General features: G+C 59.5%; 7 protein-coding genes. 1 reads left to right on the forward strand and 6 read right to left on the reverse strand.

Features of this window, described 5'->3' with window-relative positions; translation table 11 throughout:
* Positions 1-220: 220 nt before the first annotated feature.
* The 3 genes from aceF to pdhR all read right to left on the reverse strand — a co-directional run bounded on the left by aceF (position 221) and on the right by pdhR (position 5711).
* Positions 221-2104, reverse strand: a complete 1884-nt coding sequence (aceF, locus tag ACRAWE_RS16475) for a pyruvate dehydrogenase complex dihydrolipoyllysine-residue acetyltransferase (protein WP_211129707.1) — start codon at positions 2102-2104, stop codon at positions 221-223.
* A gap of 13 nt (positions 2105-2117) precedes the next feature.
* Positions 2118-4781 carry a pyruvate dehydrogenase (acetyl-transferring), homodimeric type gene (gene aceE / locus ACRAWE_RS16480; RefSeq protein ID WP_063919683.1) on the reverse strand — a complete coding sequence of 888 codons (2664 nt, stop codon included), beginning with the start codon at positions 4779-4781 and terminating at the stop codon, positions 2118-2120.
* A 165-nt stretch (positions 4782-4946) separates the two neighbouring features.
* The gene (pdhR, locus tag ACRAWE_RS16485; protein ID WP_004937490.1) at positions 4947-5711 is read right to left on the reverse strand and encodes a pyruvate dehydrogenase complex transcriptional repressor PdhR; all 765 of its coding nucleotides are present in this window, start codon (positions 5709-5711) and stop codon (positions 4947-4949) included.
* Between the two features lie 631 nt (positions 5712-6342).
* Here pdhR and ACRAWE_RS16490 point away from each other — a divergent pair.
* On the forward strand, positions 6343-7719 hold the full coding sequence (locus tag ACRAWE_RS16490; protein ID WP_019456078.1) for an amino acid permease: 1377 nt from the start codon (positions 6343-6345) through the stop codon (positions 7717-7719).
* Positions 7720-7785: 66 nt separating this feature from the next.
* On the opposite strand, the gene ACRAWE_RS16495 is transcribed toward ACRAWE_RS16490, so the two are convergent.
* From ACRAWE_RS16495 to ACRAWE_RS16505, 3 genes are read right to left on the reverse strand one after another with little or no spacing between them, the layout of a single operon-like run.
* Entirely contained in the window at positions 7786-9021 is a 1236-nt protein-coding gene (locus tag ACRAWE_RS16495; RefSeq protein ID WP_154747819.1) for a cytochrome c, read from the reverse strand.
* Positions 9018-9572: a (2Fe-2S)-binding protein gene (locus tag ACRAWE_RS16500; protein ID WP_063919685.1), complete on the reverse strand. Its 555-nt coding sequence runs from the start codon at positions 9570-9572 to the stop codon at positions 9018-9020. Before ACRAWE_RS16500 ends, ACRAWE_RS16495 begins: the two co-directional genes overlap by 4 nt.
* A complete protein-coding gene (locus tag ACRAWE_RS16505; RefSeq protein ID WP_432525630.1) occupies positions 9569-12358 on the reverse strand; it encodes a xanthine dehydrogenase family protein molybdopterin-binding subunit in 2790 nt (929 codons plus the stop codon). The genes ACRAWE_RS16500 and ACRAWE_RS16505 overlap by 4 nt, the downstream gene beginning before the upstream one ends.
* Positions 12359-12503 lie beyond the last annotated feature (145 nt).

The raw sequence follows: 12503 nt of genomic DNA on the forward strand, positions 1-12503 counted from the left end.
TTGATTGTCCGGCGGGTCAGACGTCATTTTTATTGCTAATCGATCTCATAACGCCCTTCATCCACCGGGACGCTTACACCGCGAGCAGTTTACAGAATTGTTAATAATCTGCAAAGCGTGTTCGAGTGACCCGTGTCTCAACAATTTTGTCGAGTAATGCAAAATCCGACAAAACTGCTACAGAATCGTCAGGGGCGCAGCATGCTGCGCCCCTTTTGCATTACATCACCAGACGGCGAATGTCGGACAACATGTTGTTGATGATGGTGATGAAGCGCGCACCATCGGCACCGTCGATAACGCGGTGGTCGAAGGACAGCGACATCGGCATCATCAGGCGCGGCATGAACTCTTTACCGTTCCAGACCGGCTCCATCGCAGACTTGGAGACGCCCAGGATTGCCACTTCCGGCGCATTGACGATCGGCGCGAAGTGAGTCGTCCCGATACCGCCCAGGCTGGAGATGGTGAAGCAACCGCCCTGCATCTCGCCCGCGGTCAGCTTGCCGTCGCGCGCTTTCTTGGAGATGGCCATCAGTTCGCGAGACAGCTCGGTGATGCTCTTCTTGTTCACGTCCTTGAACACCGGAACCACCAGGCCGTTCGGGGTATCTACCGCCACGCCGATGTTGATGTATTTCTTCAGCGTCAGCTTCTGGCCATCTTCGGACAGCGAGCTGTTGAAGCGCGGCATCTGCTCCAGAGCGGCGGCGACGGCTTTCATGATGAACACGACAGGCGTGAACTTCACGTCCAGCTTGCGCTTGGCCGCTTCTTCGTTCTGCTGCTTGCGGAACGCTTCCAGATCGGTGATGTCGGTTTTGTCGAAGTGAGTCACGTGCGGGATCATCACCCAGTTGCGGCTCAGGTTCGCGCCAGAGATTTTCTGGATGCGGCCCATTTCGACTTCTTCGATCTCGCCGAACTTGCTGAAGTCCACTTTCGGCCATGGAAGCATGCCCGGCAGACCGCCGCCGGCAGCAGCCGGGGCCGCTTCGGCGCGTTTCACCGCGTCTTTCACGTAAGTCTGAACGTCTTCGCGCAGGATGCGGCCTTTACGACCGGTGCCTTTCACTTTCGCCAGGTTAACGCCGAACTCACGCGCCAGACGACGAATGACCGGGGTCGCGTGCACGTAGGCCGCGTTCTCGGCGAACTCGCCCTTGTCGTCAGCTTTCGCAGCTGGTGCGGCGGCTTTAGCGGCGGCCGGAGCCGGCGCAGCTTCCGCTTTAGCAGCTGGAGCGGCGGCAGCGGCTGGCGCAGCGCCTTCCACTTCGAACACCATGATCAGGGAGCCGGTTTTCACTTTGTCGCCGGTCGCGATCTTGATCTCTTTCACGGTACCCGCGAACGGCGCAGGCACTTCCATAGAAGCCTTGTCGCCTTCCACGGTGATCAGAGACTGCTCGGCGGCAACCTTGTCGCCTACCTTAACCATCACTTCGGTCACTTCGACTTCGTCGCCGCCGATATCCGGCACGGCGACGTCTTTGGCCGCAGAGGCCGCTGGCGCTGCAGCGGCGGCAGGAGCTTGCGCCGCAACCGGGGCCGCAGCGGATGCGGCGCCGGCCACTTCGAACACCATGATCAGGGAGCCGGTTTTCACTTTGTCGCCGGTCGCGATCTTGATCTCTTTCACGGTGCCCGCGAACGGCGCAGGGACTTCCATGGAAGCCTTGTCGCCTTCAACGGTGATCAGGGACTGCTCGGCTTCCACCTTGTCGCCCACTTTCACCAGGATCTCGGTCACTTCAACTTCGTCGGCGCCGATGTCCGGCACGGCAACGTCTTTGGCCGCAGCGGCAGCCGGGGCAGCTGCTGCCGCCGCCGGTTTTTCTTCCGCTTTCGCCGCCGGTGCAGCTTCCGCTGCGCCTGCCGCTTCGAAGATCATGATCAGTTTGCCGGTTTCAGTTTTATCGCCGACCGCCACTTTGATCTCTTTCACCACGCCCGCCTGCGGGGATGGCACTTCCATGGAAGCCTTGTCGCCCTCCACGGTGATCAGCGATTGTTCCGCTTCAACTTTATCGCCGACCTTCACCAGAATCTCGGTGATTTCGACTTCATCTGCACCGATGTCCGGTACGTTGATTTCGATAGACATTATTCAGTACCTCTTAGGCCAGACGCGGGTTAACTTTTTCTGGGTTGATGTTGAATTTCTTGATTGCATCAGCAACCACAGAAGCTTCGATCTCACCGCGTTTAGCCAGTTCGCCCAGAGCAGCAACCACCACGTAAGACGCATCGACTTCGAAGTGGTGACGCAGGTTTTCGCGGCTGTCCGAACGACCGAAGCCGTCGGTGCCCAGTACGCGATAATCGCTGGCCGGCACATAAGTACGAACCTGCTCGGCGAACAGTTTCATGTAGTCGGTAGAGGCTACCGCTGGCGCGTCGCTCATCACCTGAGCGATGTAAGGCACGCGTGGCGTTTCGGTTGGGTGCAGCATGTTCCAGCGCTCGCAGTCCTGGCCGTCGCGCGCCAGTTCGGTGAACGAGGTCACGCTGTAGGTGTCGGAACCCACGCCGTAGTCCTTCGCCAGGATCTGCGCAGCTTCACGCACGTGGCGCAGGATGGCCCCGGAGCCCAGCAGCTGTACCTTGCCTTTGCTGCCTTCCAGCGTTTCCAGCTTGTAGATACCCTTGCGAATACCCTCTTCCGCACCCTGCGGCATCGCAGGCATGTGGTAGTTTTCGTTCAGTGTGGTCAGGTAGTAGTACACGTTTTCTGGGTTGTCGCCATACATGCGCACCAGACCGTCGTGCATGATTACCGCTACTTCGTACGCGTAAGCCGGATCGTAAGAGATGCAGTTAGGGATGGTCAGAGACTGAATGTGGCTGTGGCCATCTTCGTGCTGCAGACCTTCGCCGTTCAGGGTAGTACGGCCCGACGTCCCGCCGATCAGGAAGCCGCGCGCCTGTTGGTCGCCTGCTGCCCAGCACAGGTCGCCGATACGTTGGAAACCGAACATCGAGTAGTAGATGTAGAACGGAATCATCGGCAGATCGTTGGTGCTGTAGGAAGTCGCTGCGGCCAGCCAGGAAGAAGCTGCGCCCAGTTCGTTGATGCCTTCCTGCAGGATTTGGCCTTTCTCGTCTTCTTTGTAGTAAGCAACCTGCTCACGGTCCTGCGGAGTGTACTGCTGGCCGTTCGGGCTGTAGATACCGATCTGACGGAACAGACCTTCCATACCGAAGGTACGCGCTTCGTCAGCGATGATTGGCACCAGGCGATCTTTGATCGACTTGTTCTTCAGCATCACGTTCAGGGCACGCACGAAGGCGATAGTGGTGGAGATCTCTTTGTTCTGCTCTTCCAGCAGCGAGCTGAAATCTTCCAGCGCCGGCATTTCCAGCTTCTGGGTGAACTCCGGCAGACGAGTCGGCACGTAGCCTTTCAGCGCCTGGCGACGTTCGTGCAAGTATTTGTACTCTTCGGAATCTTTCTCGAAGGTGATGTACGGCAGTTTTTCGATGTCAGCATCGGCAACTGGCACGTTGAAACGATCGCGGAAGTGGTGAACCCCTTCCATGTTCATTTTCTTCACCTGGTGAGCGATGTTTTTACCTTCCGCGGTTTCACCCATGCCGTAACCTTTGATGGTGTGGGCCAGGATAACGGTCGGTTTGCCTTTGGTGTCCTGCGCTTTTTTCAGTGCAGCGAAGATTTTCTTCGGATCGTGACCACCACGGTTCAGCGCCCAGATTTCGTCGTCGGTCATGTCTTTGACCAGCGCAGCGGTTTCCGGGTAACGGCCGAAGAAGTGCTCGCGCACGTAAGCGCCGTCTTTGGATTTGAAGGTCTGGTAGTCGCCGTCCAGGGTCTCGTTCATCAGCTGAACCAGTTTACCGCTGGTGTCTTTACGCAGCAGCTCGTCCCAACGGCCGCCCCAGATCACTTTCAGCACCTGCCAGCCTGCGCCGGAGAAGATGCCTTCCAGTTCGTTGATGATCTTGCCGTTACCGGTGACCGGGCCGTCCAGACGCTGCAGGTTGCAGTTGATGACGAACACCAGGTTGTCCAGCTTCTCGCGGGTCGCGATGGTGATGGCGCCTTTGGATTCCGGCTCATCCATCTCGCCGTCGCCCAGGAAGGCGTAAACGGTTTGATCAGAGGTGTCTTTCAGGCCACGGTGTTCCAGGTACTTCAGGAACTTCGCCTGATAGATGGCGCTGATTGGGCCCAGGCCCATGGAAACGGTCGGGAACTGCCAGAATTCCGGCATCAGCTTAGGATGCGGGTAAGACGACAGGCCGTTGCCGTGCACTTCCTGACGGAAGTTGTTCATTTGTTCTTCGGTCAGGCGGCCTTCAAGGAAGGCACGCGCGTAAACGCCCGGAGAGATGTGGCCCTGGAAGTACACCAGGTCGCCGCCGTCTTTCTCGTTGCGTGCGCGGAAGAAGTGGTTAAAGCAGACTTCATAGAAGGTCGCGGAAGACTGGAAGGAAGCCATGTGGCCGCCCAGCTCCAGGTCTTTTTTGGATGCGCGCAGAACGGTCATGACCGCGTTCCAACGGATCGCTGAACGAATGCGGCGCTCCAGATCCAGGTTGCCCGGGTAAGCCGGTTCGTCTTCGACCGCGATGGTGTTGACGTAGTTGTGCGCTGCAGCACCGGCCGCAACGTTAACGCCGCCTTTGCGGGCTTCTCCCAATACCTGATCAATCAGAAACTGAGCTCGCTCAACACCCTCTTCACGGATGACCGATTCGATCGCCTGCAGCCAGTCGCGGGTTTCGATCGGATCCACGTCATTGTTTAAACGTTCTGACATGGTGGTATTCCTTATCTGTCTAATGGTTTGTTTGGAGCCTGTCTTCCTGTGCTCTGTGAAAAAACACACGAAGACAGGCCCATCAGTTTAGTTGCCGCTTAAGTACTTAACTAAGTACCTCGAACTTAACCCCCGCAGGCTGGTGTACCCTGAAGAGGACAGCTCTTAATCCTTGCGTTGCTGGAGACGCCGTAGCGATCTCTCGCGTCGGGTATGCTCCCGGCTGAGATCCAGCAAGATTTCCTCGATAAACGCCAAGTGGCGATGCGAGGCTTCACGGGCCTTTTCCGGCTCGCGTGCCACAATCGCCTCAAAAATTCCGGCGCGGTGGCTGCTCACTTTTGCCAACATCTCACGGCGCGAGTAGAGCAATTCAAAGTTCTGACGCACGTTCTGTTCCAGCATCGGCCCCATGCAGCGTAGCAGGTGAAGTAACACAACGTTGTGGGCGGCTTCGGTCACGGCGATTTGATACTGCATGACCGCATCGGCTTCGGCGTCGAGATCGCCGCTGTCCTGAGCCTGCTGAATCACAATGTGGCAATCGCGGATGCGCGCCAGATCTTCATCGGTGCCGCGCAGCGCCGCGTAATAGGCGGCGATGCCTTCCAGCGCGTGACGGGTTTCCAGCAGATCGAACTGTGATTCGGGATGGTCGGCCAGCAGCTCGGCCAGCGGATCGCTGAAGCTCTGCCACAGATTAGTTTGCACGAAGGTGCCGCCGCCCTGACGGCGCAGGAGCAGCCCTTTCGCTTCCAGGCGCTGAATGGCCTCTCTCAGAGAAGGACGGGAGACATCAAACTGTTTCGCCAGCTCGCGCTCCGGAGGCAGTTTTTCGCCTGGGCGCAGTGTCCCCTCGAGGATCAGATATTCGAGCTGTTGCTCGATAACATCTGACAACTTGGGTTGGCGGATTTTGCTGTAGGCCATGAGTGAATTCTTCTCTGCGAATGGCGCGGAGTCAATTGGTAATACCAATTTCAAAAACGTGACGGTAAAGTAACAAAGTATTCACCTCCTGTCCATACGGGCCTTGATCGAAATCAGGTTACCCGCACATTTTAACACCCCGCTGAAAACCCCGCTGCAAACCGGTAACGCCGTGATGGTATTACCATTTACGCGACGGGTTATGGATTTAACTTTTACCAAACCTTACGCAAGGAAGAGTGCAAACTTTTTGCCCGAGTTTTATTGCATGGTTATTACGCTTTGATGAATGACTATTTGGCGAACAATACGGCGCTGGTTTGTTCATTATTTGAACGCAGCCCACCGCACAGATCTACGTTATTTTTGCGCATTATGTGATTTGTTGCTTATTTCATGCACTGAATCCCCCCCGCCGTCACACAACCCGCATTTTGTTTCCTAAACTGCTGCAATCTTAATCACTCACACGACAAAGCAGGTGCAAACCGACGCACATAACATTATTCTCTGCCAAACGGTAGCGGCGCCGTGGAATTAATAGATATAACGTCGTAAATAAAACAAAACACACATCGTAACCACTGCTTTACAGGCATGTGGGCATTCACAACGACAGAGGGTTAGATTGATGGATGGTCAACAGCATGGTGACCAGCTGAAACGCGGCCTGAAAAACCGCCATATTCAGCTCATCGCCTTAGGTGGCGCAATCGGCACCGGATTATTTCTCGGTATCGCTCAAACAATAAAAATGGCCGGCCCGTCAGTGCTTCTCGGCTACGCCATCGGTGGCTTCATCGCGTTTCTGATCATGCGCCAGCTGGGGGAAATGGTGGTGGAAGAGCCGGTCGCCGGTTCCTTCAGCCACTTCGCCTACAAATACTGGGGCAACTTCGCCGGCTTCGCCTCCGGCTGGAACTACTGGGTGCTGTATGTCCTGGTGGCGATGGCGGAGCTGACCGCGGTCGGCATCTACGTACAGTACTGGTGGCCGGAGATCCCCACCTGGGTTTCCGCCGCGGTGTTCTTCCTGGCGATCAACGCCATTAACCTGGCCAACGTCAAAGTTTACGGCGAGATGGAGTTCTGGTTCGCCATCATCAAGGTGGTAGCGATTATCGGCATGATCGTGTTCGGCGCCTACCTGCTGTTCAGCGGCCTGGGCGGCCCGGAAGCCACCGTCACCAACCTGTGGGCGCAAGGCGGGTTCTTCCCGAACGGCATCATGGGCCTGGTGATGGCGATGGCGGTGATCATGTTCTCCTTCGGCGGCCTCGAGCTGGTCGGCATCACCGCCGCCGAAGCCGACAACCCGCAAAAGAGCATCCCGAAAGCCACCAATCAGGTGATCTACCGCATCCTGATCTTCTATATCGGTTCATTGGCCATTCTGCTGTCGCTGTACCCGTGGGGCAAAGTGGTCGAAGGCGGCAGCCCGTTCGTGCTGATCTTCCACGCGCTGAACAGTAACCTGGTAGCGACCGTGCTGAACATCGTGGTGCTCACCGCCGCGCTGTCGGTCTACAACAGCTGTGTCTACTGCAACAGCCGCATGCTGTACGGCCTGGCGCAGCAGGGCAACGGGCCGAAAAGCCTGCTGAAGGTCGATGGCCGCGGCGTGCCGGTGGTGGCCATCGGCATTTCCGCCCTCGCCACCGCGCTGTGCGTGCTGATTAACTACCTGATCCCGGGCCGCGCCTTCGAACTGCTGATGGCGCTAGTGGTGTCAGCGCTGGTGATCAACTGGGCGATGATAAGCCTGGCGCACCTGAAATTCCGCGCCGCCAAAAACCGCGAAGGCGTAGTGCCGAAGTTCAAAGCGTTCTGGTACCCGTTCAGCAACTACCTGTGCCTGCTGTTCATGGCCGGCATCCTGGTGATCATGTATCTGACGCCGGGCATTCAAATCTCGGTGCTGCTGATCCCTGTGTGGGTGGCGATCCTGGCCGTCGGTTACGCCATCAAACAGCGCAGCCAACGCGTCGACGGCGTCACCAGCCGTTGAATCCCGTAACCGCGCAATAAATAAAACGGCCCGCAGATGCGGGCCATTTTTTTGCCTGAACGCCGCTTACTTACGCAGCGCTTTCACCTGCTCGGCGGTGATATCCGCCGGCAAACCGCCCCAGGTCACACGCAGGTAATTCACCAGCTCGGCCACGTCGGCATCGCTCAGCCGCTCACCGAAGCCCGGCATGCTCTGCATGCTTTCACCGTTCGGGAACTGCTGGGCCGGCAAGCCATCCAGCACCGACACGATCAGGTTCTTGCCGTCCGTCTGGCGCAGCGTGGCGTTATCGCGCATCGCCGGCGCGACGTGCGGTTTGCCCTCGCCTTCGCGCGCATGGCAGCCGGCGCACTGATCCAGATAGGTCATGCGCCCGGCATCGCTGCCCTGGCCCACTGTTACCGGCACTGCCGCCGGCGGCTGCTCGCCCATCAGATACAGCGCCAACGCCTGATGGTCTTGCGGCGTCAAATGACGGGTGCTGAGATCCACCACCATATGCATTTCACTGAAGGCGGAACCCTGCGGTGCAAGGCCGGTGCTGAGGAAGCGGCTGACGTCCTGCGGCGTCCAGCCGCGCTGCGCCAGGCCATGCGGCGTAATGTCCGGCGCCATGAAGCGACCGAGATCGCCGCCCTGCATCGGCTTGCCGAGATCCATCTGCCCCAGCGCGCCGCGCGGCGTGTGGCATTCACCACAGTGGCCCAGCACATCGGCCAGATAGCGGCCGCGCTGCCATTGCGGCGAGCTGCCCTGCGAACTGGCCGGCAGCGGATCCTGGCTGCGGAACAGCAGATTCCAGCCGATCAGCGCCATCCGCTGGTTGAACGGGAACGGCATCTCGTTGGCCGGAATGGCCACGTCTACCGCCGGACGCGTCATCAGGTAAGCATAGATATCATCGGCGTCCTGACGCGAAATACCCTTGTACGAGGTGTAAGGCATCGCCGGATACAGATGGCGCCCGCCCGGTGCCACGCCCTGCGTCAGCGCCAGGAAGAAGTCGTCCTTGCTCCAGCGCCCGATGCCGTGATCGGCCGACGGCGTCAGGTTGCTGCCGTAAATCGTGCCGAACGGCGTGTCCAGCGGATAGCCGCCGGCCAACGGCGCCCCGCCGCTGGCGGTATGACAGGCGGCGCAGTCGGCGGCCTGCGCCAGATAGCGGCCGCGGGCGATCTGTTCGGCGCTGGCGGTCACCTGCTGCACCGGACCGTCGTAACGGCGGTTTTCCCGCCACCACAACAGCGCAATCACCACGATCGCCACCAGCAAAATCAACCCTGCGAGACGTTTTTTCATTGTGCCGTCTCCTTTAACAGCCCCGGCGTTTTCAGCACCACGTCGCGCACCGCTTCGTAGTAACGCACGTAGCCGGTGCAGCGACAGATATGGCTGTCCAGCGCCTGCTCGATGGCGTTTTCCAGCTGATCGCGGGCAATCGGCTCACGCTTGAGCTTTTCCACGAAAATGGTGGCGGCATTGACGAAGCCCGGCGTGCAGTAGCCGCACTGGAAGCTGTAGTGCTCCAGAAACGCCTGCTGGATCGGCGACAGCTCAACCACCTCGCCCTGTTCGTCCACCTTGGCGTGGCCCTCGACGGTGCGCACTTTCTTGCCGTTGAAGAAATGCGCGCCGGTGATGCAGGTACGCACCTCTTCGCTGGTACCGCTCGGGTGATCGACGATCGCCACGCAAGCGTGGCAAATGCCCTGCCCGCAACCGAGGCGAGAACCGGTCAGATCGAGATACTCGTGCAGGAAATCGATCATCATCAAGCCTTCCGGCACCTCGATCGGGCCGTACGGTTTCTCGTTGATAGTCAGGGAGATCGGCTGGGTTTTAATGCTCATTGTAATACCTCACGAATATTTTCTGCACGAACGGGCAAATCACGGAAACGGTGGCCGGTGGCGTCGGCGATGGCGTTGACCAGCGCGGCCACGATCGGGATCATCACCACCTCCGCCATGCCTTTCGGCGGATCGGTTTCCGACAGCGCCGGCAGGATGTCGCCGCTCTGTTTCCACACCGCCACGTCGCTGGCGCGCGGCAGGTGGTAACGGTTGAAGTTCCAGGTGCCGTTGCCCGGGCCGTCTTCGTACAGCGGTAAATATTCGTGCAGCGCGTGGCCGATGCCCATCGCCAGCCCGCCCTGCAGCTGGCCGGAAACCAGTTCCGGCACGATCAGGTTGCCGCACTCCATGATCGAATGGTGATTCAGCAGTTCCACCTGGCCGGTGGCGATATCCACCGCCACTTCCGCCAGCGTGCCGACGGCGCTGTAGTAGGTCACCGCCGCATTGTTGCGCTGGGTCGGCGGGTAGTAGACCTGCCCGCGCGCCAGCGGTTTGAATTCGCCGCCGGCGTTGCGCAGCGCCATGCCGTCGACCGGCAGGCGTTCGCTTTTGCCGTTCAGCGTGAAATCGGCCTCCGCCCACTGCCAGCGGTTGAAGACATGCACCGCCGCGCCGGTGACGCCGCCCATCTTATAAGCCGTCTTGGCCAGCAGTTCGAGGCTCAGCACCGACATGCCCGCCGCCGTCAGGCCGCCTTCGACCCAACGCGCATCTTCGCGCCGCACCACCAACGGCGCCGCCTGGCCGCCGCCGATACCGGCCTGCCACAGCGCCATCGCCGCCGGCCACAGGCCGTGATCGAAGATCAGGCGCGCCGCTTCGCGGGTGCTGTGTGAGAAGTAATAGGCCGAGTTGCTGGCGCTGGACGGCGAACAGTAGCTCGGCGTCCAGTTAGGGTTGGTTTGCAGCTTGTCCTGCTCTTGCTGCGACATCAGGTAAGGATCGCCGCTGGTGACCATCGGTAGCACCGACCAGTCGGTGACCGAGAAGTGCGCTTCGTCGGCCGGTTTGCCCAGCCACTGGGCGCACAGCACCGACTGCGAGGTCGACATGCCGGTGCCCATCTCCGCGCCGCTGTGATGCAGGGTGATGCGGCCATCTTCGCTCAGCTCCACCCGGGCGAACGAAGTTTCCGCCCCGGTGCCGAAATCTTTCTGCACGCAGCCGAAACCAACGCCATAGCGCTTGCCGGGATGACGGCTCTCAAACTCGGCCTTGCGTTCGGCGCGCTTGAGCCACATCTCATGCTTCGCCGCCTTCTCCAGCACTTCATCGGCGCGGATCGCACCGGCCGGGATCGCCCCCTGGGTGTTTTTCATACCGGATTTCAGCACGTTGCGCAGGCGAAACTCGATAGGGTCGATCTTCAGCTCGGCGGCCAGTTCATCCACCATCATCTCGGTGGCGGCCATGCTCTGCAGCGTGCCGTAACCACGCGCCGAACCGGCGTCGATGGCGCGTGAAGCTAATCCGACCGACGACAGATCGCTTTTCGGGAAGTAGTAAATCGACTGGGCGGCGGTCGCGCCGACCATCACCACCGAAGGGGTAAAGTTGCTGCGGCCGCCGCCGTCCACGGTCATGTCACCGAGGAACGACTGCATGACGCCGGTCTGACGGTTCACCGCGATGCGGTAGTTCATGTCGAACGCGTGACGCTTCAGCGCCGTCTGGAACTGTTCGAAGCGGTCGTTGGCCAGGCGTACCGGATGGCCGTCGCCGTACATCGCCGCCACCGCGCCGTAATACGGGAAGTTGTAGTGATCTTTCGAACCGTAGCCCACGGTGTAGCACGGGTGCAGGATCAGCTGTTTCACCGGCGGGTTGCGTTTGGCCAGCATGCGCGGCATTTCGTCGGCCACTTCCTGCGGCGACTGGGTCGGCACCACCAGATGCAGCGTTTGCGTCTGTGCGTCAAACCAGCCGTTGGCGTTGTCCGGCTCCAGCGCCGAGGTGTCGATGGACTGCGTGGTGTAACGGCGCGACATCACCAGCCAATCGGCCGGCGGATTCGCCAGCTCGTCGGCGATCAGGCCCGCATAGCGCATGCCTTCCTGATCCAGCTTGCCGCCCTCGCGCCCTTCCGGCCATACCGGCAGGTGTTTTTTCATCGACACCGGGAAAATCGGCGTGTCCTTCAGGCTGGAGAAGCGATCGTCGTCGAACGGCTGCTCCCCGCCCACCCGCACATAGCGGAAGCTGCCCCAGGGATCGCGCTCCAGCGGGCCGGTCACCGCGCCGTATTTGATGGTCTCTTCACGGAATTTCAGCTTGTCCTTGGCGAAACGGAAACGGGCGAAGTCGTGATAGATCAGGATTGCCACCGCCTGGCCAAGGTAGGCCGGGGTTTTGCCGCTCGGCAGCAGCATGTCATCACCGTAGAACGCCGGGAAAGCCAGGCCGTCGCGCGCCAGATCTTCCGCCGTCACCAGGCGATCCGGCTGCAGGTCGTCCCCCAGCAGCGACAGATCGACCCCTTCGAACAGCCGGTCGGCTTGGGTGACGCGCAGAATAAAGGCGTGTGCCTGTTTCTGCGGCCAGTGCGGCATGTCCACCGCGCGGATATCGCGTGCGAACACCTTCTGCCCCATAACCTTGGCGCGGCCGTCGATGCGGAAACGCACGCGCTTGGCCTGCGGATCCCAGTTGGGCGACTGGAGGATTTTTTGCTCGAACAGCGCGGCGTAGGCGCGGCTGTACAAAGGCGCGAGGTACACGGATACCCCCGCAATCACGGCGCTTTTGATAAAGCGGCGCCGCGACGGGTTGAAATTGCTCATAAATAAGTCCTTCACGTCTTTCTTGTAATTGGTTTTTGTTCGCGGTGTTGTTGCGCAAACGCTGACGACCTTGCCGTAGACGTCATAAGCATATGCTTATAACTAAAATTATGTGATGATTAACAGGCTGTTTTCAACAAAAAAA

It is taken from the genome of Serratia sp. BFP-2025, from assembly GCF_050880365.1.
GTDB lineage: Bacteria > Pseudomonadota > Gammaproteobacteria > Enterobacterales > Enterobacteriaceae > Serratia > Serratia surfactantfaciens.

Bases quoted from the DNA above. Each gene is read 5' to 3' on its own strand.
- aceF (WP_211129707.1), bottom strand. From the start codon at position 2,104: ATGTCTATCGAAATCAACGTACCGGACATCGGTGCAGATGAAGTCGAA.
- aceE (WP_063919683.1), bottom strand. From the start codon at position 4,781: ATGTCAGAACGTTTAAACAATGACGTGGATCCGATCGAAACCCGCGAC.
- pdhR (WP_004937490.1), bottom strand. From the start codon at position 5,711: ATGGCCTACAGCAAAATCCGCCAACCCAAGTTGTCAGATGTTATCGAG.
- ACRAWE_RS16490 (WP_019456078.1), top strand. From the start codon at position 6,343: ATGGATGGTCAACAGCATGGTGACCAGCTGAAACGCGGCCTGAAAAAC.
- ACRAWE_RS16495 (WP_154747819.1), bottom strand. From the start codon at position 9,021: ATGAAAAAACGTCTCGCAGGGTTGATTTTGCTGGTGGCGATCGTGGTG.
- ACRAWE_RS16500 (WP_063919685.1), bottom strand. From the start codon at position 9,572: ATGAGCATTAAAACCCAGCCGATCTCCCTGACTATCAACGAGAAACCG.
- ACRAWE_RS16505 (WP_432525630.1), bottom strand. From the start codon at position 12,358: ATGAGCAATTTCAACCCGTCGCGGCGCCGCTTTATCAAAAGCGCCGTG.